Origin of the sequence: Kribbella steppae, from assembly GCF_004342025.1 — a bacterium.
Lineage (GTDB): Bacteria > Actinomycetota > Actinomycetes > Propionibacteriales > Kribbellaceae > Kribbella > Kribbella steppae.
On sequence record NZ_SLWN01000012.1, the window covers coordinates 226,148 to 250,614 of the forward strand.

Here is a 24,467-nt window from a genome sequence, read left to right on the forward strand (position 1 = left end):
CGCAGTGTGGATTCCGTTGTTCGACGAGTTGGCGGATCCGCGCGTGGTGTCGCGGCTCGCGGCGTCGGCGGAGGAGGCCGGGTGGGACGGGTTCTTCGTCTGGGATCAACTGTGGTGGCGGCCGCCGATCTCTGCGGTAGCCGATCCCTGGATCACGTTGACGGCTGTCGCCGTCGCGACCGAGCGGCTGCGGATCGGGCCGATGGTGACACCGGTCGCCCGCCGTCGGCCGGTGAAGCTGTTGCGCGAGACAACGACATTGGATGTGTTGAGCGTTGGTCGGCTGACGCTCGGCGTGGGGCTGGGCGGCGATCGGTTCGCGGGGGAGTTCTCGCGGTCCGGTGACGAGGTGGACGACCGGGTTCGCGCCGAGAAGTTGGACGAGTGCTTGGAGATCCTGACCGCCGGCTGGTCGGGGGAGACGGTCGACCATCACGGCAAGCACTACCTGGTCGACTCGGTGCGGTTCGAGCCCCGGCCGGTGGCCGGCCGGATCCCGATCTGGGGTGCCGGCTTCCCGGGCAAGCTCAAGCCGATCCGCAGAGCGGCACGGTACGACGGCTACTTCCCGGTGAACCTCACGTCATCGGAGGAGGTGGCCTCCGCCGTCGCAGCAGTAGCAGCGGAACGCGGTTCGCTCGACGGCTTCGAGGTCGTGATCGCACTGCCTCCGTCAACCGACCCCCGCCCGCACGCCACCGCCGGCGCAACCTGGTGCCTCACAGACTTCGACCCATCCGATCTGCGACTGGCCGACGTACAGGCAGTGATCACGGACGGACCGACGCGCTGATCACGTGTCGATGGTGGGGGACTCGGGTACCCGGCGGGAGATCTCGAGAGGAGTTGAACTGTCATGGCAGAGAGCAAGAAGATCGCGTTCCTCGTTGCGAAGGAAGGGATCGAGCGCGTCGAGCTGACCGACCCGTGGCAGGCGGTGTCCGACGCCGGTCATCAGCCGGTGCTGCTCAGCCCGAAGACCGGTGAGGTACAGACCTTCGACCACCTGACAGCGTCGGAGAAGTTGCCGGTCGACCAGGCGGTCGGCGACGCCTCGGTGGACGACTTCGCGGCATTGGTCCTGCCGGGTGGTGTCGCGAATCCGGACGCGCTGCGCCTGGACAAGAAGGCCGTCGCGTTCGTGAAGTCCTTCGTCGACTCCGGTAAACCGGTGGCGGCGATCTGTCACGCGCCCTGGACCTTGATCGAGGCCGACGTCGTCCGTGGCCGGACCCTGACGTCCTGGCCCAGCGTCCAAACCGACCTGCGCAACGCGGGCGCCGAGTGGGTCGACGAAACGGTCGTCACCGACGGCAACCTGATCACCAGCCGCAAGCCGGACGATCTCCCGGCCTTCACCAAGACGCTGCTGGAAGCTGTCGGCTGAGCCGATCCAGTCGGCCAGAACCGGTCGTTGCCGCGATCGCGCCGTACGTGGCTACGGAGCGTCACTGGAGATTGCATCTGTTGTCCGGCTGCGGACGGGTGTGTAATCGAGAGGAATGTGAGCACTCCGGTCGCGGAGTGGGGGCACGGGAGGTCGCATGGCGAGTGTCAGCGAACGTACCGGGATCACCGAACGCACCGGGCCGGTCGTCGTCGGGAGGGAACGGCGGCCGCTCGGGCAGGTGATCGGCCGGCTGCTGTCCACGACCGACCACAAGGTGATCGGCCAGCTCTATCTCGTCACGTCGTTCGCGTTCTTCATGGTCGCCGGCGTGATGGCGCTGATCATTCGCGCCGAACTGGCCGAACCCACCCTGCAGTTCGTGAACGAAGAGGTCTACAACCAGCTCTTCACCATGCACGGCACGATCATGCTGCTGCTGTTCGCGACCCCGCTGTTCGTCGGTTTCGCGAACGTGATCATGCCCGTGCAGATCGGTGCGCCGGACGTCGCATTCCCACGCTTGAACATGTTCAGCTATTGGCTGTTCCTGTTCGGCGGACTGATCACGATGGGTGCGTTCTTCACCCCGGGCGGCGCGGCCGACTTCGGCTGGACGGCGTACGCACCGCTGTCGACGGCCGAACGGTCACCCAGCGTCGGCGGCGATCTGTGGATCATGGGTCTGTGGATGGCCGGTCTGGGCACCATCCTCGGTGGCGTCAACTTCGTCACCACGATCATCACCATGCGCGCACCGGGTATGACGATGTTCCGGATGCCCATCTTCTGCTGGAACATCCTGATCACGTCGATCCTCGTCCTGATCGCGTTCCCGATCCTCGCCGCCGCCCTGCTGATGCTGGAGGCGGATCGAGCCCTCGGGGCTCAGGTCTACTCCGCGGCGAACGGTGGTGCGCTGTTGTGGCAGCACCTGTTCTGGTTCTTCGGGCATCCCGAGGTGTACATCATCGCGCTGCCGTTCTTCGGCATCATCACCGAGATCCTGCCGGTCTTCAGCCGCAAGCCGGTGTTCGGGTACTTCGGTCTGGTCGCGGCGACGATGGCGATCGGTCTGCTCTCGATCGCGGTGTGGGCGCACCACATGTTCGTCACCGGTGGCGTCAACCTGCCGTTCTTCTCGTTCATGACGTTCCTGATCGCGGTGCCGACCGGGGTGAAGTTCTTCAACTGGATCGGCACCATGTGGGGCGGCTCGGTGTCGCTGGAGACGCCGATGCTGTGGGCGGTCGGGTTCCTGGTGACGTTCCTGTTCGGTGGTCTGACCGGGATCATCCTGGCCTCGCCGGCGCTGGACTACCAGCTGAACGACTCCTACTTCGTGGTCGCGCACTTCCACTACGTCGTCTTCGGGACCGTGGTGTTCGCGATGTTCGCCGGGTTCTACTTCTGGTGGCCGAAGATGACCGGCCGGATGCTGGACGAGCGGCTGGGAAAGTTGCACTTCTGGTTGCTGTTCATCGGCTTCCACACCACGTTCCTGGTGCAGCACTGGCTGGGTGTCGAGGGGATGGCTCGGCGCTATGCGGCGTACGGCCCGCACGAGGGCTTCACCACGCTGAACCAGGTGTCCAGCATCGGTGCCTTCATCCTCGGAATCTCGCTGCTGCCCTTCCTCTACAACGTCTACAAGTCCCGCCGCCACCCACGGGTCAACATCGACGACCCCTGGGGCTGGGGCCGTTCGCTGGAGTGGGCGACCAGTTGCCCGCCTCCGCGGCACAACTTCGAGAAGCTTCCGCGCATCCGCTCCGAGAGCCCCGCCTTCGACCACCACCACCCCGACGTCGCCCTCGCCGAGTACGCCGCCAACCGGGCTCCCGCCGACAACCTCCTGGACGCCGGCGAAGACCAAGGCCGCGTGGAACACCTCAAGACCGAATCCCCAACCACCGACGAGGACCCACCAACCCCACACCCGTAACCGCCGCGCGCAGCTGCCTGCCGAAGAGTCCGGCGGCTGCCCCGCGCCCACCCGGCATCCAGCCGGTCACGCCGACCCGCAGTCGGCGACGCCTCCGGCTGTCCCAAACCCAACCAGCTGCTAAGCGGAGAGCTCGTTGAGGAGGGTGGTCAGGTGGTCGTGGGCGGACTGGGGTGGGGGGCCGGTTGAGGCCAGGAGGTTGAGGGCCTGGGTGTAGGTGTCGACGTCTTCTCGTTTGTCGAGGTAGAGGGCGCTGGTCAGGTGCTCCAGGTAGACGACGTCGGGGAGGTCGCGCTGGGGGAACCGGAGGATGGTGAACGCACCCCCGGTGGCGGCGTGGCCGGGGCTGTCGACCGGGATGATCTGCAGGGTGATGTTCGGGCGTTCGACGGCGGAGCGGAGTGCGTCGAGTTGATCGCGCAGTACCTGTACGCCGCCGATCGGGCGGAGCAGGACGGACTCCTCGATGACAGCCCAGAGCTTCAGCGGGGGCTCACGATCGAGGACGCGTTGCCGTCTGGTGCGGAGGTCGGCGACGCGTTCCACCTCGGCCTCCGAGCGTGCGCTGTCGGGGGTCAGCCGGGCGACAGCGCGGGCGTAGTCGGCGGTCTGCAGCAAGCCTGGCACGAACTGGATCTCGTACGTCCGGATCAGTTCGGCCGCCGCCTCGAGCCCGAGGTAGGCGTCGAACCAGTCCGGCGTGACGTCGCCGTACCGATGCCACCAGCCGCGGTTGTTCGCCTCCCGGGCCAGCTCCAGCAGTCGCTCCCGCTCGCGCGTCTCGGAGACGCCGTACAGAGTCAGGAGGTCCTGGACGTCGCGCTCCTTGAACCCGACCCGGCCGAGCTCCAGCCGGCTGATCTTCGACTCCGACGATCGGATCGCCCACCCGGCGTCCGACCGGCTCACCCCCGCTCGCTCACGCAGCCGCCGCAGATGACTGCCGAGCATCATCCGCAGCGCTGTCGGCCCAACCTCACCGTGCCCCGCCATAGAGCAACAATACAGCACTATCGAACATATGTTCTAGTCCGTTCGAGACTCCGCAAGGTCCAGCCAGTGGTCGACCGCGGCGGGCGTGAAGTGGCGGATCGCCCAGTCGACCATGCGCAGACTCATGGTTGCCCACAGAGGTCTGAGTACGTCGTCCGGGAGGGTCTCGAGTGCGGCGTCGAGCCGCGCGACGACCGTGGGGTCGGGCTTGTCACCCTGCAGCCCGAAGCGGAGCGTGACCAGGTCCAGTCGGCGATCGCCGCGACCTGCGCCGTCCCAGTCGATGATGCCGGTGATCGTGCCGTCGACGGCGAGCAGGTTGCCGGGGTGGTAGTCGACGTGCACCGCATCGTCGCCATGCAGCGGGCCGGGGTGCTCGGCGCCGACCGTGGTGATCCAGTCGTCGAGGCGAGCGGTACGGCGGTTGTGCGCGCGAAGGGGACCGTGCAGGCAGAAGCCCGGCCCGTCCTCGCGCAGGAACAACTCGAGCGCCGGGATCTCGGGACGGTCGGCCAGCAGGCCGGCCTGCAGGTCGTTGAACGCCAGCGCTTGGTCCAGCCCGTCTGAGTCGAGCCGGGTGATCGGTGCCCCAGGCAACAGTTCCTGCACGGTGGCGATCGCGGGACCCAGCTGCACAGCCAACTGCGTCTCCGGGACCGGCGCACCGGCAGCACGCACTGCTTCGGACACCGCAATCGGACCCGCCAGCAGATCCTCGAGCCGCGTGCCCGGCCGCCACTTCAACACCGAGCGCCGACCGTCAGGCCACCGCACGAACGCAGCCCCGACCTCCCCGCCGGAGCACGGTCCCTCAACAATCAGCCGTACGCCGGTCTGCTCCGCCAACTCAGCGACCACCCGCTCGGCATCCATCCGCTCGACCCGACCCCAAGGCGAACTCATTCAGCTCCTCGTCAGAAAGGCACCGCCAAAGTGCGCAGTCTGCTGGGTGGAGCCACCCGTGTCGAACGTTTTGTGGTCTGACTCCGGGTCACTCGCGAAGGTATTCGGCACGCCAGCGCTGGATGGTCGGATCGGCCGGGCTGGGCGATTGGATGACCTCGATGAGGCGGAGGCCAGGCGTAGCGAAGGCGTCGATGGCGGCGCGGGTCAGCGGCCAGGGCGGGCCTTCGACGGCCTCGTCAGGTACGTCGTCGGGGCGGGCGGCGGCGATGACCAGGAGGGTGCCGCCGGGGGCTACCTGTTCGCTGACCTGTTTGGTTGCGGCTGGTTGTAGCTCGACGGGGAGGGCCTGGACGGTATAGATCTCGACGACCAGGTCGAAGGCATGATGCCACGCGGCTGGCGGGGCAAGGAGATCGGCGGTGACATAGTGCGCCTGAGAACCGGGGTGGTTCCGGCGCGCGGCCTGGATCGCGGTGGGGGAGATGTCGAAGGCGGTCGTGTCGTACCCGAGGTCCGCGATCAGCTCCGCGTCCCACCCTGTCCCGGCGCCGACGATCAGTGCGGTCTTGCCGGCGCCCGCAGGCTGCGACTCCTCGACCCACTCGGCCAGCAACGGATGCGCCGCACCGCGATCCCACGGCACCACCGCATCGCCTTCCGACGCAGCTGAGTAGAGGCGCTCGAACCATCCGGTGGGATCGTCCTGGTCCAGCGACTCTCGGGCGATCCGCCGCGACACGACGTCCGGATCCTCCGCCGGCTCACTCATCCACAGCTCCCTCGTGAATAGCCCGCACGGTTTGCACGGTATCAACGTCATCGGGTCGCTTGTCCTCGCGATAACGCAGTACTCGCGCGAACCGCAACGCCATCCCGGCCGGGTACCGCGGGGACGTCTGCACCCCGTCGAAGGCGATCTCGACCACGACTTCCGGACGCAGGTACACGGTGTACGAGTCCCGTCGTACCTCGAGCTCCTGGAAACGCTCGGTCTGCCACCGCAGCAGCTCGTCCGTCAGCCCTTTGAACGTCTTCCCGAGCATCACGAACTCACCGGTCTCCGAGTCCCGAGCGCCCAGATGCAGGTTCGACAACCAGCCGGTACGACGACCGTGACCCCACTCGGCCGCCAGCACGAGCAGGTCGAGCGTGTGCGTCTGCTTCACCTTCACCCAGCCGGATCCACGCCGACCGGCTTCATACGGCACCGTCAGGGACTTCACCATCACGCCCTCGTGCCCGCGCTTCACCGCATCGGCGAAGAACGCATGCCCCGCCTCGGCATCGTCGGTCACGAGCCGCGGAATCCGTTGCTCCTCAGGGATCAGCTTGCTCAGCCACTCGTGTCGCGTCGCGCCGTCGAGCCCGAGCAGGTCCTGACCGTCCTGATGCAGGATGTCGAAGAAGTACGGCGTCAACGGCACCGAATCCGGCCCGGTCGCAGCACGCGTCGCCGTCCGCGATCCCGTCACCTGAAACGCCTCCGGCCGCCCGTCGGACTTCAACGCGATCAGCTCACCGTCGAGCACGACCTGCTCCGCATCCAACGCGAGCACGGCGCTGACCACCTCGGGCACCCGGACCGTGATGTCGTCGAGCGTCCGGGTGTAGACCACGACCTTGGACCCGTCACGGTGCGCCTGGATGCGGATCCCGTCCAGCTTCCACTCGAGCGCGGCCGGCGTACCCGTCTTCGCAAGCGCCTCGGCCACACTGGTTGCGGACTGCGCCAGCATCGGCTGCACCCCACGACCGACCTCCAAGCCGAACTGCGCCAGCCCGGCCTCTCCTTCGGTCAGTACGGCGACCGCCACCGGAGCCGCCGCGCCACGCAGCATGGTCGCGGCCCGGATCTTCTCCAGCGGAATCCCGGTCGCCCGCGCGACCGCGTCGGCCATCACCCCGTCCAGCGCGCCCTGCCGCAGCTCGCCGCCGACGAGCAGCCGGAGGAACTGCTGCTCGGCCTCGGTCGCCCGCCCGAACAGCGCGTCGACCGCCTCCCGTTTCCGCGCCTGTGACCCAGGGCCGGCCAGGACGGCGAGCTCCGCGAACGCGCGGTCGACCTCCGCGACCGTCAGCGATGGCGTCTCGGCCGGCTCCGGCGCGTCGGCCAGCGTCCGCCAGCCCACCCCGGTGCGGCGTTGACGCAGCTCGCCGGACAGGTAGGTGACGACGACCTCGGTCTCGTCCGGATCGGTCGCGGTGGCCAGCAGCCCGGCGATCAGCTCGGCCTTCTTCAGGCGCGAGCGAGTCCCGGCCAGCCCGGTCGACGTCTCGACCACCTCGGAGAGCAACATGCCCCCAGTCTCACCCATCCCGCCGACACTTTCGGTCACCAAAACCTTCCCGGCCGCCCGTGCATCGAACTGTACGAAGCCACCGCCGGCGACCCGCTGTTCGGGGAGTGAGTCTTCCCCCGGCTCCCTGACCCTTCAGGGTGGGTCAGGGAGTCGGCGGGAGGTCGTCGAGGAAGGCGGCCGTCGGGGTGAAGAACAGGCTGCCGGTGACCGCGGTGGAGAAGTCGAGGATGCGGTCGTAGTTGCCCTCGGGCTCGCCGATGAACATCTGGCGCAGCATCAGCTCGGTGACCGACGGCGACTTCGCGTAGCCGATGAAGTAGGTGCCGAACTCCTGCGTTCCGATCGTCCCGAACGGCATGTTGTCGCGCAGGATCTGCAGCTCGTTGCCGTCCTCGTCCTCGATCACGTTCAGCGCGATGTGCGCGTTCGTCGGCTTCACGTCGTCGGGCAGTTCGATGTCCTCGAGCTTGGTCCGGCCGACCACGTGTTCCTGCTGCTCGACCGTGAGCGCGTTCCACGCCTTCAGGTCGTGCAGGTACTTCTGCACGATGACGTAGCTGCCGCCCGCGAAGTCCGGGTCCTCGGCTCCGATCAGTACGGCGTCCTCGGCCTCGGAGCCAACCGGGTTCTCGGTACCGTCGACGAAACCGAGCAGGTCGCGCATCTCGAAGTACTTGAAACCGTGGACCTCGTCGACCACCGTCGCGGCGCCGTCGAGGCCGTTCATGATCTGGCCGGCGAGCTCGAAGCACTGGTCCTGGTGGGCGGCGCGGATGTGGAACAGCAGGTCGCCGGGGGTGGCGACGGCGTGATGCTTGGCGCCGCGCAGTTCGACGAACGGGTGCAACTCGGCCGGGCGCGGGCCGCTGAACAGGCGGTCCCAGACGTCGGAGCCGATGCTGGTCACGCAGGACAGGTTCCCGGCCGGCACGCGGAAGCCGACCGAGCGGGTGAGACCGCTGACCCGCTCGAGCAGATCGCGGGTCTTCTCCTCGCCGCCCGGCTCGATCCGGACCACCAGAAAGATGGCCGATCCGGTCAGCGGCATCAGCACCGATTGCGGCAGGACTCGCGTCGACGCGGTCGGTCCCGGGGTCGGATCTGTCACCACTGGCCACTCCTCCGAGTGCTACTTGTCCCGATCTTCTAGAGTCCACTCATGGACCCGCAACAAGGCGAGCCGCGGCCGCAGGATTCGCCGCCCCCAGGCAGCCAGCCACCACCCGGCGGCCGGCCGCAACCGTGGGTCCCGCCGAACCCGCAACAACCTGGCCCATACTCGCAGCCCGGCCCATATTCGCAGCCTGGGCAGTACCCACCTCCGGCACCCCACCCGCAGCAAGGTCCGTATCCGCCGGCGGGTCCGTACCAGCAGCCGCCGTACCCCCGGCAGCCGCCGTACCCCCAGCAGCCGCCGTACCCCCAGCCGGGCGCCTATCCAGCGCCGGGCCAATACCCACCGCCCGGTCAGTACCCGCCGGGGCAGTACCCGCCGCCCGGGCAGCCGCCGTTCTGGTCGCCGGAGCAGCCACAGCCGTGGGGGGCGCAGCCGTACTACCGCGAGCCCAGCATCGTCGCGGCTCCACCGGGTACGCCGTACCACCGCCTGGCCCGCACACCCAAGCACCGCTGGTGGCGCCCGATCGTCGGCACGCTGTTCCTCGCCGCCGGCGCGTTCTTCCTCACCGCGGCCGTGCTCGTCGGCTGGGAGATCGTCCACAGCCTGATCACCGGCGAGTTCACCGAGCCGCAGGGCAACGACATCTTCCCGAGCGACACCGAGAACCTCGCCGTCACGCTGGTGATGCTCGGCATCCTCACGCCGCTGGTGCTTCTCTCCGCCTGGCTGGTGCAACGCCGTCCGTGGTTGAGCGTAGCGTCCGTCCTCAACCGCGTCCGCTGGCGCTGGCTGCTGCTGTGCTGCCTGCCCGGCCTCGGCTACCTCGTGCTCTCCTACGCCCTCGGCCTCCTGGTCGAGCAGATCTTCCCGAGCGAGGACCCGGTCGCGGCCGACGACGGCTCGTGGATCGGTCTCGCCGCGTTCGTCGTACCGGCGCTGGTGATCATCTTCCTGGTCCCGTTCCAGTCGGCGGCGGAGGAGTTCGTGTTCCGCGGCTGGCTGATCCAGGCGATCGGCGCCTACGGACCGGACCAGGTGGCCGGCCGTGGCCGGTGGTTCAAGGCGGTACTCCGTACGCCGTGGCCCGGGATCGTGATCAGCAGCGTGGTGTTCGTATCGGCCCACGGGTACACCGGCTGGGCGATGGCCGACATCTTCGTGTTCGCGATGACGATCGGCTGGCTGACCGTCCGGACCGGAGGACTGGAGGCGGCCATCTCGCTGCACGCGCTGAACAACCTGTTCGCGTTCATGTTGCCTGCGGCAATGGGCCAGCTGGACGGCTGGGACGAGCAGGGCGGGGCACCGTGGACCTTGCTGCTCGTGGACGTGCCCTGTCTGGCGCTCTACGCGACCACGGTCGTCTGGCTGGCCAAGCGCCACCGGATCGCCAGGGTGAGCTGAGAAAACCGGGGGAGAATTGTCGGCGCGGTCTGGCAGGGTATTCGCTGTGACGAACGTGAACACCGAACCGATCGAGGCCGTCCTGTTCGACTGGGGCGGCACGCTGGCGACCTGGCACGACATCGACCTGTACGCCGTGTGGCGGTCGGTGGCGGAGTTGATCGACGACGCCCGGGCGGACGAGCTGGCGGCGCGGCTGCACACGGCCGAGAGCTCCGTGTGGCGGCGGTCCCGCGACGAGCACCTGAGCAGCACGCTCGACGAGGTGTGCCTGCTGGCCGACGTGGTGATGACGCCGGCGGCCCTGGCCGAGTACGAGCGTCAATGGCACCCGCACACCGAGCTCGAGCCCGACGCCGTACAGACGCTGCAAGACCTCCGGGCCCGCGACCTGAAGCTCGGCGTGCTGTCGAACACGATCTGGTCGCGCCGGCACCACGAGGAGATCTTCGCGCGCGACGGCGTACTGGACCTGCTCGACGGCGCGGTCTACACCAGCGAGATCCCGTACTCGAAGCCGCACCCGGAGGCCTTCCTGGCCGCGATGAAGGCGGTCGGGGCGACTGACCCGGCCCGGTGCCTGTATGTCGGCGACCGGCTGTTCGACGACGTCTGGGGCGCGCAGAACGTCGGCATGCGGGCCGCTCACATTCCGCACAGTGCGATCCCGGTCGAGCAGATCGGCCACACGGAAGGTACGCCGGACGCGACCATCCACCGGCTCTCCGAGCTCCCGACCCTGATCGACACCTGGAACCAGGCAGCCGCCTAAACCGTCACGTACTCGACGCGCTACGGCTAGCGGCCGGACACCGACTCTGGTTAACGTCCAACCTCCGAGCAATCCGCCCATGGAGGTTTTTGACCATGCTCAGCACCCGCCGTAGATTCGCCGCGCTCGTGGCAGCCGCCGCGCTCGGCCTCACTCTCACCAGCGGTGTCTCGCAGGCCGCCGGCGAGCAGGCCGCACGGGAGACCGACGCAGTGGCGGCCGTCACCGACGATCCGCTGCACGTGATGTCGTACAACCTGCGGTACGCCAGCGACACCCCGCCGAACGAGTGGAGTGCCCGGCGGCCGGTGATGCGGGAGCAGTTGCGCCTCGCGCGGCCGCAGCTGATCGGCACCCAGGAGGGGCTGTACGCCCAGTTGCAGGACATCGCCACCGACCTCGGGCCGTCGTACGACTCGATCGGGCTGGGCCGCGAGGGCGGCAGCAAGGGCGAGTTCATGATGATCTTCTTCGACACGCGCCGGCTGCAGCCGCTCGAGTTCGACCACTACTGGCTGTCGGACACACCTGAGGTGATCGGCTCGAAGACGTGGGGTGGCTGCTGCGCGCGGATGGTGACGTGGGTCCGGTTCAAGGACAAGGCGACGTCGAAGGAGTTCTACGCGATCAACACCCACCTGGAGGCCTTCGATGCGACTGCGCGGTCGAAGTCGGCCGACCTGATCCTGCAGCGGATGGCCGCGCTCGACCCAGCGGTGCCAGTGATCATGACCGGTGACTTCAACGAGGCGGCCGCGGCGGGTGTGAACGTCTACGACAAGCTCGTCACCAGCGGCAAGCTCGCCGACAGTTGGCTGACTGCCGAACGCCGCAGCGCCCTCTGGGGCACCTTCCACGGCTACAGGCCGCTGACCCCGAACGGCAACCGCATCGACTGGATCCTCACCACTCCGGGCCTGCGCGTCTCGAACGCCTCGATCAACACCTTCAGCAAGGACGGCCAGTTCCCCAGCGACCACCTCCCGGTCGAGTCCTGGATCCACTTGCCCTGATCTGTGACACGCCGGACGTGAAAGGACCCCCGGCCGCGAGAGCAGCTCGGGGGTCCTTGCTGGGGGTTTCGGGGTAGTGCGTTACGCGGCCAGGGTCGGGTCGGCGAGCAGACGCAGCCGGCCCAGAGCCTCCCGCTCGATCTGACGGACGCGCTCGGCGGAGATGCCGTGCACGGCGCCGATGTCGGCGAGCTTCGCCTGGCGGCCGTCGTGCAAGCCGTACCGGCGCCGGATCACGTCCGCGGACCGCGGGTCGAGCTGGTCGACCAGGCTGAACAGGCCCGAGCGATCCGACGCGTCGGCGACCAGCTGGTCCGGGCCCGGCGCGGTCTCGGCCGCGATCAGGTCGCCCAGCGAGGTCTCACCCTCGTCGTCGATCGGGTTGTCCAGGCTGATGTGGTCCCGGCCGATGCGGATCAGCTCACTGACGCGCTCCTCGTCCAGGTCCAGCTCAGCTGCGATCTCGTCGATCTCCGGCTCCCGGCCGAGCTTGCGCTCCAGCGTGCGCCGCGCCGACCCGATCTGGTTCAGCTGCTCCACCACGTGCACCGGCAGCCGGACCACGCGGGCCTGCTGCGCGATACCGCGGGTGATGGCCTGCCGCACCCACCAGGTCGCGTACGTCGAGAACTTGAATCCCTTGCGGTAGTCGAACTTCTCCACCGCACGGATCAGACCCGTGTTGCCCTCCTGGACCAGGTCCAGCAGCGGCATCTGGGAACGTCCGTAGCGTCGAGCGATCGACACCACCAGGCGGAGGTTGGCGGTCACGAACCGCTGCTGTGCGCGCTGGCCCTCTTCGGCCAGCCACTCCAGCTCCTCCTCCGTCGCATATTTGGGCGCTCCGCCCTTCTTACGTCCAACCCGCCCCTCGGCCAGCAGTTGCTCCGCGAGGAGACCTGCCTCGACCGTCTCAGCGAGCTCGACTTCTTCCTCAGCGGTCAGCAAGGGAGTACGCGCGATCTCTTCAAGGTAGAGACCGACGCTGTCCTTGCCGTCGATACCGTCGTCCGCGGTGCGGACACGAGTCGTGCGAGCCACCGAAACTCCCTTCGTCGTTACATGGAGAGCAACGCTCGAGTGAGGTTCAAGATTCCACGACGAGTGTGTAAACAGCCTGAACGTTCCCTGAGAGTTCCCGGCACCGATCAGGTGCGGAAACCCGGTTCTGCCGGCCCGTTCGCGGCCACTTGCCGGACGTCGCGGCCCGAACGTGTGCGCATTTCGGCGTGATCACGCAACTTCCGCAGGGTTTTGCCGGAATCCCGCCGGCCGGGTCCAGCAGCACACCGGCGGCCGAAGCTGAGAATCTCTGCAGAATCCCGGCCTTTCCAGCCGCCGAATGTGGTGCACAACACACCAAAAGTGATCTCCATCGAACAGCAACGCTGCAGGTACCCGCCGTGTTCCGCGCGAAACCGTCACGCGCTGCCGTCGACCGCCTCCCGGGCGTCGCCTCGCGACTGCGAGCGCGCCGCCCGGGCTCAGGTGGCTCGGGTCAGGCGAGGCCCAGGGTGTCGAGTTCCCAGGAGAGGGTGAAGGCCAGTTCCCGCCAGGCGTCGTAGCGCCCCGAGCGGCCGCCGTGGCCGGCTTCCATTTCGGTTTTCAGCAGGACGTCGACGTCTCCGGCGGCGGTGGCGCGGAGTTTGGCGACCCACTTGGCCGGCTCGACGAAGAACACCCGGGTGTCGTTCAGGCTGGTGATCGCCAGGATCCGCGGATACTCCTGCGCGCTGACGTTCTCGTACGGCGAGTAGGACTTCATGTACTCGTACACCGCGGCGTCCTCGAGCGGATTGCCCCATTCCTCCCACTCGATCACCGTGAGCGGCAGGGACGGGTCCAGGATCGTCGTCAGCGCGTCCACGAACGGCACCTCGGCCACGATGCCGCCGAACGCTCCGGGCGCCAGGTTCGCCACCGCGCCCATCAGCAGCCCGCCCGCGCTACCGCCCTGCGCGACGATCCGCTCCGGCCTCGTCCAGCCCTCCTTCACCAGGTGCTCGGCCGCCGCGATGAAGTCGGTGAACGTGTTCCGCTTGGTCAGCATCTTCCCGTTGTCGTACCACTGCCGCCCGAGCTCACCCCCACCCCGCACATGCGCTATCGCGAACACCACACCGCGGTCCAGCAACGACAGTCGCGGAATCGAGAACCACGGATCCATGGAGCTCTCGTACGACCCGTATCCGTAGAGCACGACCGGCGCGTTGCCGTCCTTCGCGACGTCCTTGCGTGCGACGAGCGAGATCGGCACCGACGTCCCGTCGGCCGCGGTCGCCCATTCCCGGTACTGCGTGTAGGCGCCGAGATCGACCCCACCGAGGACCGGCTGCTGCTTGAGCAGACGACGCTCGCCGGTCGCAAGGTTCACGTCGTACGTCGAACCAGGTGTGACGAGCGACGTGTAGCCGAACCGGTAGCGCGTGTCATGCCACTCGTCGTTGCGCCCGGGGGAGACGGTGTGGATCGGCTCCTCGAACTCGAGCACCTCGGGCTCACCGAAGCCTTCCGGCGTACGGCGCATGATCGCCAGCTCGGTGAGCGCGTCGCGCCGGCGATGCAGGATGACGTGGTCGGCGAAGGCGTCGACGCCGAGCAGCCGGCTGGTCTCGTCGCCCTGGATCAGCGTGGTCCACGAGCCGGGGGAGTCGAGTGCAGACGTCGCGAGCGAGAAGTTCGCCGCGTCCGCGTTGTGTGTGATCAGCAACTGGTCGCCGGCGTGCTCGACGTCGTACTCGACGCCCTCGCGACGCGGTGCGACCACGCCGGGCCGGCCGGACGGGTCGTTGGCGTCGAGGAGCCAGACCTCGCTGGTCAACTTGCTGCCGAGCCCGATCATGATCGCCTGCTCGTTGCGGGTCAGCTCGACGCCGACCCAGAACCGCTCGTCCGGCTCCTCCAGCACCAGCACGTCGTCGGTCGCGCCGAGAGCGTGCCGCCAGATCTGGTACGGCCGCCAGGCGTCGTCGACCTTGGTGTAGAAGATCGTCGACCCGTCGGCGGACCAGGCCGAGCCGTAGTGCACCTCGGGCAGCTCGTCCGGCAGCAGCTCGCCGGTCGACAGGTCCTTGATCCGCAGGGTGAACCGCTCGTCGCCCTTGAGGTCGACGGAGTAGGCGAGCAGCCGGCCGTCGGGGGAGACGTCGACCGTGCCGAGCGCGAAGAACTCCGAGTCGCCGGCCACCTCGTTGCCGTCGAGCATCACCTCTTCGCCCGGGATCTCGCCGTCGGTCGCGGGCGGCTCGTCGCCGTCGGCCTTCACCCGGCAGTGGATCCCGTACTGCTTGCCCTCGATCGTGCGCGAGTAGTACCAGTACCCGCCGTGCCGGGCCGGCACGCTCAGGTCGGTCTGCAGCGTCCGGTCCGAGATCTCCTGGAAGATTGCCTCACGCAACGATTCCAGATGGGCCGTCCGGCCCTCGGTGTATTCGTTCTCGGCGCGCAGGTACCCCAGCACCTCGTCGTCGGACTTGTCCCGCAACCACTCGTACTCGTCGACGAACACGTCGCCGTGATGACGACGCTCGACCGGCTTCCGGGTGGCGACCGGGGGCTTCAAGACTGGGTGCTCTGCGGCGGGGTTCAACTCGGACATGCCGCGAGACTACCCGCAACCGGCGACAACCGGTCGCGGCTTTCCACAGCCTCGGATCAGAGCGAGTACGTCGCCACCACCGGAGCGTGGTCGCTCCACCGTTCGGCGTACGTCGGGGCTCGGTGGATCTCGCATCCGGTGGCCGCGGCAGCCAGTTCCGGGGACGCGATCTGGTAGTCGATCCGCCAGCCCGCATCGTTGTCGAACGCCTTCCCGCGCCACGACCACCACGAGTACGGCCCGGGTCCTTCACCACCGAAGCGACGCCCGAGATCGACCCAGCCGGACTCGAACAGCCGGTCCATCCAGGCGCGTTCTTCGGGCAGGAAGCCGCTCTTCTTGCGGTTCGCCTTCCACGCCTTCAGGTCGACCTCGCGGTGGGCGATGTTCAGGTCCCCGCACATCAGCACGTGCCGCCCGTCGGCCCGCAACTCCGTCAGCCGCGCGGTGATCGCGTCCAGGAACGCGTACTTCTCCTCCTGCCGCGGCGGCGTCTCGAACTCACCGGTGAACACATACGTGCTCACCGCCGTCAACGTCGACCCGTCATCGAGTACGACGTCCGCCTCGATCCACCGCCCGCATCCGGCAAAGCGCTCCGGCCCCACCTCGGCCTGCTCCGCCTTGATCGGACGACGCGAAGCCACCGCCACCCCTGCCCGGCCCTTGTGACCGTCGATCGACGGCTCGGCATGCGCGATGTTCCAGTCGCCGCCGAGGAGTTCCCGCAGTACCTCGTCAGTGGCCCGAACTTCCTGCATCAGCAGCAGCTCCGGATCCGTCCGCTCCAGCCACGGCGCCATCCCACGCCGGTACGCAGCCCTGATCCCGTTCACATTCACCGTGGCGACCGTCAGCACGCCCAAACCCTAACCTGCTCCCGACCAGGTGGACCGCATGGCCAAAAGCGAGTCTCGACACGTTGACCGCGTTCAGCGAGTCGTATTGAGGATGGCGTCCAGCGAGCCCTCGCAGAGGTGCTCGAGTTCGTCGGCGGTGATCGTCGGGTTGTCGATCCAGGTCATCAGGGTCTGCTCGACGTACCCCTGCCAGCCATGACACGCGAGCTCCACGGTCGGCGTGATCTCGATCCCGCGCTGGGCGACGGCGCCGATCACCCAAGTGCTGAACACCTGACGGATCTCCGAATGCAGCGCGCGTACGGCGGGATCGCCGGCCGCTGACATCAGCAGGGTCGCCCGGTAGAGCTGGGGCGCTTCGAGTACGGCGCGGACGAACGCGCGGATGCCGGAGCGCAATTGTTCGTCCGGCGGGAGGGACGGGTCGGGAGCGGTCCGCAGCATGACTTCCGCGGCGGCTTCCTCGATGACGGCGTACTGGAACTGCTTCTTCGAGCCGAAGTAGTGGAACAGCAGCGCAGGGGAGACCTGCGCCTCGGCGGCGACCAGTTCGACGCTGAGCTCGCGATGCGGGTCGGCGACCAGCACCCGGCGGGCAGCCTCGAGGATCTGCGCGCGCCGTTCGTCGGGCCGCAGCCGGGCAGACGAGGTCCCGGTCATAGGGCCTCACGGCCTGGACGCACTGTCATACAGCCAGTCTATTGAGTAAACGGTCAACAGTCACTTACTGTTGAGTACCCACTCAACAAAGCTGGAGGTCCCGATGCGTCCGTTGCCCGGCCAGGTCGTCCTCATCACCGGAGCGTCTCGCGGCATCGGCGCCGCGGTGGCCCGCAAGCTCGCGCAGCAGGGCGCGACCCTGGCGCTGATCGGGCTGGAGCCGGACGAGCTGAAGAAGGTCGCCGAGGACTGCGGCCCGGACGCCGGCTGGTGGGAGGCCGACGTCACCGACACCGAGTCGCTGCGGGCCGCGGTCGAAGGCGTGGTCGAGCGGTACAGCCGGATCGACGTGGTGATGGCCAACGCCGGCATCGCGGCGCCCGGGTTCAGCCGGAGCATGGACCCGAAGGTGTGGGAGCGGGTGCTCGACGTCAACCTGTACGGCGTGTGGCGCACGGTCCACCTCACTCTGCCGTACCTGCTGGAGAGCAAGGGCTACCTGCTCCTGGTGTCGTCCCTCGCGGCGATCGTGCACATCCCCGGGCTCGCGTCGTACAACGTGGCCAAGGCCGGTGTGGAGGCGATGGGGGACACCCTGCGGGTCGAGTTGAAGCACCTCGGCGTCCGGGTCGGCGTCGCGCATATGACTTTCGTGGACACCGACATGGTGCGTGGGGTCGACGAGCACCCGGTGTTCGGCAAGGTGCGGACCGGGGTGCCGCTGGCGGGCAAGGTGTACCCGCTGGAGTTCGCGGTGGAGAAGTTCACCCGGGGCATCGAGAAGCGTTCGCGGGTCGTGCACGTGCCCGGGTGGATCGGCGCGATGAAGGTGTTCCGCTGGCTGGTCCCGCATGTGATCGAGGCCGGTTCGCGGTTCAGCGTGCCGAAGGCCGACCGGGCTGCGCTCGCCGACATCCAGGCCCGTGGCGCCGCGGCCTCCACCCGCGCCTCCGGCGCCGGCGGCCTCGCCGACTCCGAGAAGGCTGCGGGCCGATGAGCCGCAAGTACGACGTAGTGCTCCTCGGTGCGAGCGGGTTCACCGGCGCCCTGACCGCGGAGTACCTCGCGAAGAATGCCCCGGCGGACCTCAAGTGGGCAGTTGCCGGACGCAACCTAGCGAAGCTGGAAGGGTTCGGCAAGGACGTCCTCCACGCCGACGTGACCGACCGACAGTCGCTGAAGGACCTCGCCGAGTCGACCCGGATCGTGGTCACCACGGTCGGCCCCTACGTTCAGTACGGCGAGCCACTGGTGGCCGCTTGTGCGGACGCGGGCACGGACTACCTCGACCTGACCGGCGAGTCCGAATTCGTCGACCGGATGTACGTCGGCTACCACGAGCGAGCCGTCGAGACCGGTGCGCGCATCATCCACGCGTGCGGCTTCGACTCGATCCCGTACGACCTCGGCGTCCAGTTCACTGTCGAGCAGTTGCCCGAGCGCGTCCCGATCCAGGTCGACGGCCTGATCCGCGGAGGCGGCCGACCCTCCGGCGGTACCTTCCACACCGCGATCACCGCGCTCTCACGCCCCAGGCAGAACCTCGAAGCCCACCGAGCCAGGCGTCGCGCCGAGCCGCGTCCCGACGACCGATCGGCGAAGGCGGTCCCTGGCAAGCTCCATCGCACGCAGGGATTCTGGGCCGTACCGCTGCCGACCGTCGACCCGCAGATCGTCGGTTACTCCGCCCGCCTGCTCGACCGCTACGGCCCAGACTTCCGCTACTCCCACTACGCCGCAGTCAAACGCTTGCCGATGGTTGCCGGAGGCATCGGTGGCGTCGCGCTCCTGGCCGCCGCCGCCCAGATCCCGCTGGCCCGCAACGCGTTGCTCAACCGGCTCAAGCCAGGCGACGGCCCCAGTCCGGAACGCCGCGCGAAGTCCTGGTTCAACGTCCGCTTCATCGGTCGCGGTGGTGGCAAGCAGGTCATCACCGAGGTCGCGGGCGGCGATCCCGGGTACGGCGAGACAGCCAAGATGCTCGGCGAAAGCGCCCTCTGCCTAGCCCTCGACGACCTCCCCAAGACAGCGGGCCAAACCACCACAGCAGCCGCCATGGGCCCAGCCCTCCGAGAACGCCTCGTCAAGGCAGGCATGAGCTTTGCCACCCTCAGCACCGACCACTACTAACCCAGACCACTACTAGCCCAGATCGCGCTTGGGCCCCGAACCTCAGCGTCGAGATTGTCAGGGGCGGGCACTGGTTGCCCCGGAATGATCCCGGGATTGTGGCGAGGCTGGTACTGAAGCACACCCGCCGGGTGGCAGGCTGGAGGGCATGAGGACACTTCTCAACCTGATCTGGCTGGTGCTGGCCGGGTTCTGGCTTGCCATCGGCTACGCGCTCGCCGGCATCATCTGCTGCGTGCTGATCGTGACGATCCCGTTCGGTATCGCGGCGTTCCGGATCGCCGGATACACCCTCTGGCCGTTCGGCCGGACGATCGTGGACAAGCCGTCCGCCGGGGCCGGCGCCGTCCTCGGCAACATCATCTGGGTGATCTTCGCCGGCTGGTGGCTGGCCCTCGGCCACCTGGTCACCGGGATCGCACTCTGCCTCACCATCATCGGCATCCCGCTCGGAGTGGCGAACTTCAAGCTGATCCCGATCTCGCTGCTGCCGCTGGGCAAGGACATCGTGCCGACCGACCAGCCGTTCGCCACCCGGTGAGCGTCTGGTGAGGTCGCTCACCGTCCTCGGCTCGTGCGGCGCGTGGCCCGAAGCCGGCCGCGCATGCGCCGGCTTCCTGCTCGAGTACGACGGCTTCAAGGTCGTCCTAGATCTCGGGTACGCCGCCCTGCCACAGCTACTGCGCTATCTGCCGACCGGTGAGGTCGACGCGGTCGTCGTCACGCATCAGCACCCCGACCACTGTGTCGACGTGAGTGCACTCGCCCGGGTCCGGTACTACGAGGCACCTGATGCGGCGCCGATACCGCTCTACAGTCCGCCCGGTGTACTCGACGTACTGCGAGCGCTCGAGCCCAACCCGGACCCGGCGACGGTCTTCGACGTCCACGACCTCGCCGCGACCAAGGAGATCGGGCCGTTCACGCTGGAGACCGTGCTGCTGCCGCACTACGTCACGAACCTCGGTATCCGGTTGACCGCACCTGGCGTGTCCGTCGCCTACACCGGCGACAGTGGACCCTCCCCGGACCTGTCAAAGCTTGCCCAGGGCACCGATCTGTTCATCTCCGACGCGACTCTCCAGGGGCCGTCACCGCAGACCACTCCGCGGTACGTGATGACCGCGACCGAAGCAGCTCACGGAGCCCAAGGAGCAACGCGGCTGCTGCTGACCCACTTCTGGCCGGGCTCGGACCGGTCGGTGTCGGTCGCCGAGGCGCGTCAAGAGTTCAGCGGCGAGGTGATCGCGGCCGAGGAGGGACTCACGATTCCACTGTGAGGCGCGCGTGCCGGAAGGCCGAGCGCTGCAGGAGTACGGCTTGGACGACCATTCCGCCGACCCCGATCCAGAGGGCGGTGCGGGTGCCGAGGTGATCGGCCAGGAGGCCACCGACGGGTGCACCGATGACGATGGCGGCTCGGTTGAGGGAACGTATCGTGGCGTTCATCCGGCCGAGGAGGCCGGCCGGCGTGATCGACTGGCGGTAGCCCATCTCGATCGGACTGTCGATGCCGAGTGACAGACCCAGGACGAACTGACCGGCGCACAGCAGGACGATCCCGACAGCGTTGTCGCCGGCGAGTGGCGCAGTCAGGTAGGCGAGCGGGCTGAGCCAGCGGCAGGCGATGATCGTCGGTCCGACCCCGAACCGCCGGCCGACCCAACCGGACGCGGTCGCGCCGATGACCGAGCCGATGCCGCCGAACGCGTACGTCACCCCGAGCCAGAACGCACTCAATCCCAACGTATTGAGCACAAACAGAACGTAGACCGTGGTGAGCAGACCCTGGAAGACGAACCACACGTGCGAGGTCACCGCGAGCGGTCCGAGAGTGCTGTTGCGGTAGACCCAGCTGAGCCCTTCGTGGATCTCCCGACGCAGGTTCCGCGGCTGACCGGTGCCGTTGGCAACTTCCGGCGTTCGCGGCCGGACGGTGGCCAGGACGATGCCGGACAGCAGGTACGACACCGCATCGACCAGGATCGCGGCCGGCGCCCCGATCAGTTTGATCAGTGCACCCGCGAACACCGGTCCGCCGGTCTGCGCGACCGCACTCGTCTGCTCCAGTCGCGCGTACGCCGGTGTGAGCAGCTCGGCAGGCACGAGCGATGGCGGGAACGACTGGTGTGCGGCGTCGTACGCGAGTGACAACGTGCCGAAGACGAGGACGACGGCGATCAGCAGCGGCAGGCTGAGGACGTCCAGCATCGCAGCCAGCGGGATGACGCCCAGCACGAGCGCCCGGGCGAGATCGGCGCCCACGAGCAGCGGCTTGCGGCGGTACCGATCGACGATCACTCCGGCGATCAGGCCGAACAGGAGATACGGCAACCACCGGGCCGCGTTGAGGATCCCGACCTCGGTGCCGGAAGCCTGCAAGGTGACGACGGCAACGACCTGCAGGGCGAGTCCGCTGATGGACGAGCCGACCATCGAGACCGCGTCGGCGATCCAGAAGCGGACGTATCCGCGGTGCTCCAGCAGGCCGGCCACGCCGCAACCCTATGCGGCGTGGCACCCAGCTCTCAGGTCAGGACGCCTCGACGAGCTTTCGGACGTTGGCGATGTCACCACAGCCGGAATCGATCAGCCGGGCACGCTCCTCGGCGAAGGCGTCGCCCAACTGACGGCGTACCTCTTCGGACACGTCCGTCCGCGCCGGGTTGAGCACGTCGCGTTCCTCTTCGTCGAGGTGGTGCGAAAGCGCCTCGGACAGCTCGTGCAGCTTCTCGCTGAAGTCCTCGCTGCCGGTGTCCTCGACCTCCATGAGTTCGAGGAGCGCCGCGTTGCCCTCGTCGTGCTCGTGCTCGGAGTGCTCGACCTCGTCGGCGTCGATCGCGTCCTTCTTCCGCAATTGCGGATAGACCTTCGACTCCTCGGCCTCCGCGTGCGCGATCAGCACCGTCGCCAGGTCGGCGAGTACGGCGGACCGATCGCTCTGCACATCCCGCAGCTCGCGCAGTGCCTCTTCGAACCACCGGTGATCGGCCAGGATGATCTCCACCACGTCGCCACCGGTCGCCGGCAGGATCTTCGGCATCTGGCGCCTCCCTCTCTCGACTGTCTGCCGCGCCGGTACCCAGGTCCATACCGGTTAACCTGCAGGCATGCCGACAGCCCTGGTCCGACGCCCCAGCCCTCGCCTCGCCGATGGCATCGTCACCCACATCGAACGCACGCCGGTCGACGCGGACCTCGCCGTCCAGCAGTGGCAGCGGTACGTCGACGCGCTCAGGACCACGGGTTGGACCACGGTCGAGGTGCCGGCGATCGACGAGTGCCCGGACGGCGTCTTCATCGAGGACACGATGGTCGTGTACGGCGACCTGGCGGTGATCGCCCGCGCAGGCGCGGAGGAGCGCCGGCCGGAAGCCGCGGCGGCCGAACAGGCCGTCGCCGCGCAGGGCTACCGCGTCACCCACATCACCGAGCCCGGCACACTCGACGGCGGCGACATCCTCAAGATCGGTTCGACCGTGTACGCCGGACTCGGCGGCCGGACGAACGAGGAGGGCATCCGTCAATTGGCCGGGGCGCTCGAGCCGCTCGGCGCGACCGTGCACGCCGTACCCGTGAGCAAGGTGCTGCACCTGAAGTCCGCGGTCACAGCATTACCTGACGGGACGGTCATCGGATACGAGCCGCTGGTTGACGACCCGCAGGCGTTCGAGGTGTTCAAACCCGTCCCCGAGGAGTCCGGGTCGCACGTAGTACTGCTGGGGGAGGACCGGCTCTTGATGGCCGCGTCCGCGCCGCAGTCCGCGGAGCAGTTCGAGCAGCTCGGCTACACCCCTGTGGTCGTGGACATCAGCGAGTTCGAGAAGCTCGAGGGCTGCGTCACCTGCTTGTCGGTGCGCTTGCGCCGTTGAGCGAGTGCATCGCCGCTTCAGCCGCGAGCAGCGTCGGGTGCGCGCCAGGCGATCGACGACGCGGTGCAGGGTGCGCAGAACGGATAGACCCCCGGCCGGTCCTCATTCATTCGGCCTATTCTGGTCACTCGCGGGTTCGTCGTCGTCATCCGGTCCGCTTGGTGCCACTTTTGCCAGTGCGGAATCGTCGACGGCGAAGGTCCGCACCGGGCCGGGCGGAGTGTCCGCGGTCTCGAACCGAACGGTGACGCGGCCGAGTCCGGAGCCCCACACCCAGCCGCGGCCGTAGTCAGGATGCGCGACATCCTGACCGGGGTAGTACCCGGTGAGGTCGCGAGCGCGCTCCGGCAGCTCGACCACATCGGGCGGTGCGTCGGCGTACTCGCTCTCGGTGAAGAGGTCGTCCTGGATCCAGTCGGCGAGTGACGAGACGCCAACACCGAGCAACCGGATGCCGCCGGAGATGTCACTCTCCTCGAGCAGCCGGCGGGCGACCCGGGCGACCACCCGCGCGTCGTCGGTCGGCCCGGCCAGCGTGGACGACCGGGTGTGAGTGGTGAAGTCGTGCATCCGGGTCTTCACCGTCACGGTCCGGCCGGACAGTTGCGCCTTCTGCAGGCGTTCGGCGACGCGGTGGGCCATCCGGTCGGCGATCGCGGTGAGCAGTGAGCGGTCGATGATGTCGGTCTCGAAGGTGTCCTCGACACTGACCGACTTGGTCTCGCGGTCACTCACCACCGGCCGGTCGTCGGCGGCGATCGCCAATCGGTGCAGGCTCGAGCCGTGCGCCGATCCGACCTGCCGGATCAGCTCGTCCTCGTTGAGTTGCTGCAGCTCGGCGACGGTCCGCACACCGGCCATGCTCAACCGCTGCGCGGTCGCCGGCCCGACACCTGGGATGACGGTCACCTGCATCGGCGCGAGGAACTCGGCCTCAGTCCCCGCCGGTACGACGACCACGCCGTCCGGCTTGTCCAGATCGCTGGCGATCTTCGCGATCAGCTTCGACGTACCGGCGCCGACTGACGCGGTGAGACCGCCGCTCGCCTTCTGGATCGCTGCCTTCAGGTCCATCGCGATCGCGTGCACGTCGTCGACCGTGAGCCCGGTCAGCCCGGCCGCGGACAGATCGACGAACGCCTCGTCCAGCGACAGCGGCTCGACCAGCGGCGACAGCGCCCGCATCTCCGCCATCACCAGCTGACTCGTCCGCCGGTACACCTCGAACCGAGGCCCCAGGTACGCCGCGTGCGGGCACCGCGATCGTGCCTCCGCGGTCGACATCGCCGACCGGACGCCGTACTTGCGTGCCTCGTACGACGCGGTCGACACAACTCCGCGCAGGCCGATCCCGCCGACCACGACCGGCTTCCCCCGCAACGACGGTTTGTCCCGCTGCTCGACGGCCGCGAAGAACGCGTCCAGATCGACATGCAGCACCGACGGTTCACCACGCACGGACCCAGTCTCGCCGGTAGCACGGACAATTTCGGCCACGTGCTATCTA

The 24,467-nt window shown here is 68.1% G+C and carries 23 protein-coding genes; 11 read left to right on the forward strand and 12 right to left on the reverse strand.

The genetic code is table 11. The features are described from left to right. The first annotated feature begins 4 nt into the window (after nt 1-4). From EV652_RS31985 to ctaD, 3 genes are all read left to right on the forward strand, one after another. Complete coding sequence (locus EV652_RS31985) at nt 5-793, forward strand: LLM class flavin-dependent oxidoreductase (RefSeq protein ID WP_199238500.1); 789 nt, start codon at nt 5-7, stop codon at nt 791-793. 63 nt (nt 794-856) lie between these two features. Continuing rightward, on the forward strand, nt 857-1,387 hold the full coding sequence (locus EV652_RS31990; RefSeq protein WP_132213008.1) for a type 1 glutamine amidotransferase domain-containing protein: 531 nt from the start codon (nt 857-859) through the stop codon (nt 1,385-1,387). A gap of 157 nt (nt 1,388-1,544) precedes the next feature. Further along, on the forward strand, nt 1,545-3,332 hold the full coding sequence (gene ctaD, locus EV652_RS31995) for an aa3-type cytochrome oxidase subunit I (RefSeq protein WP_132213009.1): 1,788 nt from the start codon (nt 1,545-1,547) through the stop codon (nt 3,330-3,332). Between the two features lie 120 nt (nt 3,333-3,452). Here ctaD and EV652_RS32000 read toward each other — a convergent pair whose 3' ends face one another. From EV652_RS32000 to EV652_RS32020, 5 genes are all read right to left on the reverse strand, one after another. Beyond that, nucleotides 3,453-4,325, reverse strand: coding sequence for a Sco1979 family transcriptional regulator (locus tag EV652_RS32000; protein WP_242002133.1), 873 nt, complete (start codon nt 4,323-4,325; stop codon nt 3,453-3,455). A gap of 33 nt (nt 4,326-4,358) precedes the next feature. Beyond that, entirely contained in the window at nt 4,359-5,228 is an 870-nt protein-coding gene (locus EV652_RS32005) for a phosphotransferase (RefSeq protein WP_132213010.1), read from the reverse strand. Between the two features lie 88 nt (nt 5,229-5,316). Next, complete coding sequence (locus tag EV652_RS32010) at nt 5,317-6,000, reverse strand: class I SAM-dependent methyltransferase (protein ID WP_132213011.1); 684 nt, start codon at nt 5,998-6,000, stop codon at nt 5,317-5,319. After that, nucleotides 5,993-7,528 (reverse strand): ATP-dependent DNA ligase, encoded by a 1,536-nt coding sequence (locus tag EV652_RS32015; protein WP_132213012.1) that lies wholly within the window; start codon nt 7,526-7,528, stop codon nt 5,993-5,995. Before EV652_RS32015 ends, EV652_RS32010 begins: the two co-directional genes overlap by 8 nt. 145 nt (nt 7,529-7,673) lie before the next feature. Continuing rightward, entirely contained in the window at nt 7,674-8,639 is a 966-nt protein-coding gene (locus EV652_RS32020; RefSeq protein WP_242002134.1) for a Dyp-type peroxidase, read from the reverse strand. A gap of 51 nt (nt 8,640-8,690) precedes the next feature. Between EV652_RS32020 and EV652_RS46065 the strand changes: the two genes are divergently transcribed. From EV652_RS46065 to EV652_RS32040, 3 genes are all read left to right on the forward strand, one after another. Further along, nucleotides 8,691-10,055 carry a CPBP family glutamic-type intramembrane protease gene (locus EV652_RS46065; RefSeq protein ID WP_158441328.1) on the forward strand — a complete coding sequence of 455 codons (1,365 nt, stop codon included), beginning with the start codon at nt 8,691-8,693 and terminating at the stop codon, nt 10,053-10,055. A 46-nt stretch (nt 10,056-10,101) separates the two neighbouring features. Continuing rightward, nucleotides 10,102-10,827, forward strand: a complete 726-nt coding sequence (locus EV652_RS32035; RefSeq protein ID WP_132213014.1) for an HAD family hydrolase — start codon at nt 10,102-10,104, stop codon at nt 10,825-10,827. A 95-nt stretch (nt 10,828-10,922) separates the two neighbouring features. Beyond that, nucleotides 10,923-11,840, forward strand: a complete 918-nt coding sequence (locus EV652_RS32040; RefSeq protein WP_132213015.1) for an endonuclease/exonuclease/phosphatase family protein — start codon at nt 10,923-10,925, stop codon at nt 11,838-11,840. 81 nt (nt 11,841-11,921) lie between these two features. On the opposite strand, the gene EV652_RS32045 is transcribed toward EV652_RS32040, so the two are convergent. The 4 genes from EV652_RS32045 to EV652_RS32060 form a co-directional block, all read right to left on the reverse strand. Then, nucleotides 11,922-12,881 carry a sigma-70 family RNA polymerase sigma factor gene (locus EV652_RS32045; RefSeq protein WP_132213016.1) on the reverse strand — a complete coding sequence of 320 codons (960 nt, stop codon included), beginning with the start codon at nt 12,879-12,881 and terminating at the stop codon, nt 11,922-11,924. Between the two features lie 457 nt (nt 12,882-13,338). Further along, nucleotides 13,339-15,438 (reverse strand): S9 family peptidase, encoded by a 2,100-nt coding sequence (locus EV652_RS32050; protein WP_132213017.1) that lies wholly within the window; start codon nt 15,436-15,438, stop codon nt 13,339-13,341. A gap of 56 nt (nt 15,439-15,494) precedes the next feature. Further along, entirely contained in the window at nt 15,495-16,298 is an 804-nt protein-coding gene (gene xth, locus EV652_RS32055) for an exodeoxyribonuclease III (protein ID WP_132213018.1), read from the reverse strand. A gap of 72 nt (nt 16,299-16,370) precedes the next feature. After that, nucleotides 16,371-16,958, reverse strand: a complete 588-nt coding sequence (locus EV652_RS32060) for a TetR/AcrR family transcriptional regulator (protein WP_132213019.1) — start codon at nt 16,956-16,958, stop codon at nt 16,371-16,373. Nucleotides 16,959-17,061: 103 nt separating this feature from the next. Between EV652_RS32060 and EV652_RS32065 the strand changes: the two genes are divergently transcribed. The 4 genes from EV652_RS32065 to EV652_RS32085 all read left to right on the forward strand — a co-directional run bounded on the left by EV652_RS32065 (nt 17,062) and on the right by EV652_RS32085 (nt 20,368). Then, entirely contained in the window at nt 17,062-17,955 is an 894-nt protein-coding gene (locus tag EV652_RS32065) for an SDR family oxidoreductase (protein WP_132213020.1), read from the forward strand. After that, on the forward strand, nt 17,952-19,088 hold the full coding sequence (locus tag EV652_RS32070; protein ID WP_132213021.1) for a saccharopine dehydrogenase family protein: 1,137 nt from the start codon (nt 17,952-17,954) through the stop codon (nt 19,086-19,088). Before EV652_RS32065 ends, EV652_RS32070 begins: the two co-directional genes overlap by 4 nt. Before the next feature lie 148 nt (nt 19,089-19,236). Then, on the forward strand, nt 19,237-19,629 hold the full coding sequence (locus EV652_RS32080) for a YccF domain-containing protein (RefSeq protein WP_132213022.1): 393 nt from the start codon (nt 19,237-19,239) through the stop codon (nt 19,627-19,629). Between the two features lie 7 nt (nt 19,630-19,636). Further along, nucleotides 19,637-20,368: an MBL fold metallo-hydrolase gene (locus tag EV652_RS32085; protein WP_132213023.1), complete on the forward strand. Its 732-nt coding sequence runs from the start codon at nt 19,637-19,639 to the stop codon at nt 20,366-20,368. Here EV652_RS32085 and EV652_RS32090 read toward each other — a convergent pair. Together EV652_RS32090 and EV652_RS32095 are read right to left on the reverse strand one after the other, a co-directional pair. Beyond that, complete coding sequence (locus EV652_RS32090; RefSeq protein ID WP_132213024.1) at nt 20,352-21,584, reverse strand: MFS transporter; 1,233 nt, start codon at nt 21,582-21,584, stop codon at nt 20,352-20,354. The genes EV652_RS32085 and EV652_RS32090 overlap by 17 nt on opposite strands. Nucleotides 21,585-21,621: 37 nt before the next feature. Continuing rightward, a complete protein-coding gene (locus tag EV652_RS32095; protein WP_132213025.1) occupies nt 21,622-22,131 on the reverse strand; it encodes a hemerythrin domain-containing protein in 510 nt (169 codons plus the stop codon). Nucleotides 22,132-22,198: 67 nt separating this feature from the next. Between EV652_RS32095 and ddaH the strand changes: the two genes are divergently transcribed. Beyond that, entirely contained in the window at nt 22,199-22,960 is a 762-nt protein-coding gene (gene ddaH / locus EV652_RS32100) for a dimethylargininase (RefSeq protein WP_132213026.1), read from the forward strand. A 102-nt stretch (nt 22,961-23,062) separates the two neighbouring features. Here the strand turns inward: ddaH and EV652_RS32105 are convergent, their stop codons facing one another. Continuing rightward, nucleotides 23,063-24,418 (reverse strand): DNA polymerase IV, encoded by a 1,356-nt coding sequence (locus EV652_RS32105; RefSeq protein ID WP_132213027.1) that lies wholly within the window; start codon nt 24,416-24,418, stop codon nt 23,063-23,065. Between the last annotated feature and the right edge of the window lie 49 nt (nt 24,419-24,467).

What these genes read in the sequence shown, in the direction of transcription:
- EV652_RS31990 (WP_132213008.1), top strand. Translation starts at nt 857, where the DNA reads ATGGCAGAGAGCAAGAAGATCGCGTTCCTCGTTGCGAAGGAAGGGATC.
- ctaD (WP_132213009.1), top strand. Translation starts at nt 1,545, where the DNA reads ATGGCGAGTGTCAGCGAACGTACCGGGATCACCGAACGCACCGGGCCG.
- EV652_RS32000 (WP_242002133.1), bottom strand. Translation starts at nt 4,325, where the DNA reads ATGGCGGGGCACGGTGAGGTTGGGCCGACAGCGCTGCGGATGATGCTC.
- EV652_RS32005 (WP_132213010.1), bottom strand. Translation starts at nt 5,228, where the DNA reads ATGAGTTCGCCTTGGGGTCGGGTCGAGCGGATGGATGCCGAGCGGGTG.
- EV652_RS32010 (WP_132213011.1), bottom strand. Translation starts at nt 6,000, where the DNA reads ATGAGTGAGCCGGCGGAGGATCCGGACGTCGTGTCGCGGCGGATCGCC.
- EV652_RS32015 (WP_132213012.1), bottom strand. Translation starts at nt 7,528, where the DNA reads ATGTTGCTCTCCGAGGTGGTCGAGACGTCGACCGGGCTGGCCGGGACT.
- EV652_RS46065 (WP_158441328.1), top strand. Translation starts at nt 8,691, where the DNA reads ATGGACCCGCAACAAGGCGAGCCGCGGCCGCAGGATTCGCCGCCCCCA.
- EV652_RS32040 (WP_132213015.1), top strand. Translation starts at nt 10,923, where the DNA reads ATGCTCAGCACCCGCCGTAGATTCGCCGCGCTCGTGGCAGCCGCCGCG.
- EV652_RS32050 (WP_132213017.1), bottom strand. Translation starts at nt 15,438, where the DNA reads ATGTCCGAGTTGAACCCCGCCGCAGAGCACCCAGTCTTGAAGCCCCCG.
- EV652_RS32060 (WP_132213019.1), bottom strand. Translation starts at nt 16,958, where the DNA reads ATGACCGGGACCTCGTCTGCCCGGCTGCGGCCCGACGAACGGCGCGCG.
- EV652_RS32065 (WP_132213020.1), top strand. Translation starts at nt 17,062, where the DNA reads ATGCGTCCGTTGCCCGGCCAGGTCGTCCTCATCACCGGAGCGTCTCGC.
- EV652_RS32070 (WP_132213021.1), top strand. Translation starts at nt 17,952, where the DNA reads ATGAGCCGCAAGTACGACGTAGTGCTCCTCGGTGCGAGCGGGTTCACC.
- EV652_RS32080 (WP_132213022.1), top strand. Translation starts at nt 19,237, where the DNA reads ATGAGGACACTTCTCAACCTGATCTGGCTGGTGCTGGCCGGGTTCTGG.
- EV652_RS32095 (WP_132213025.1), bottom strand. Translation starts at nt 22,131, where the DNA reads ATGCCGAAGATCCTGCCGGCGACCGGTGGCGACGTGGTGGAGATCATC.
- ddaH (WP_132213026.1), top strand. Translation starts at nt 22,199, where the DNA reads ATGCCGACAGCCCTGGTCCGACGCCCCAGCCCTCGCCTCGCCGATGGC.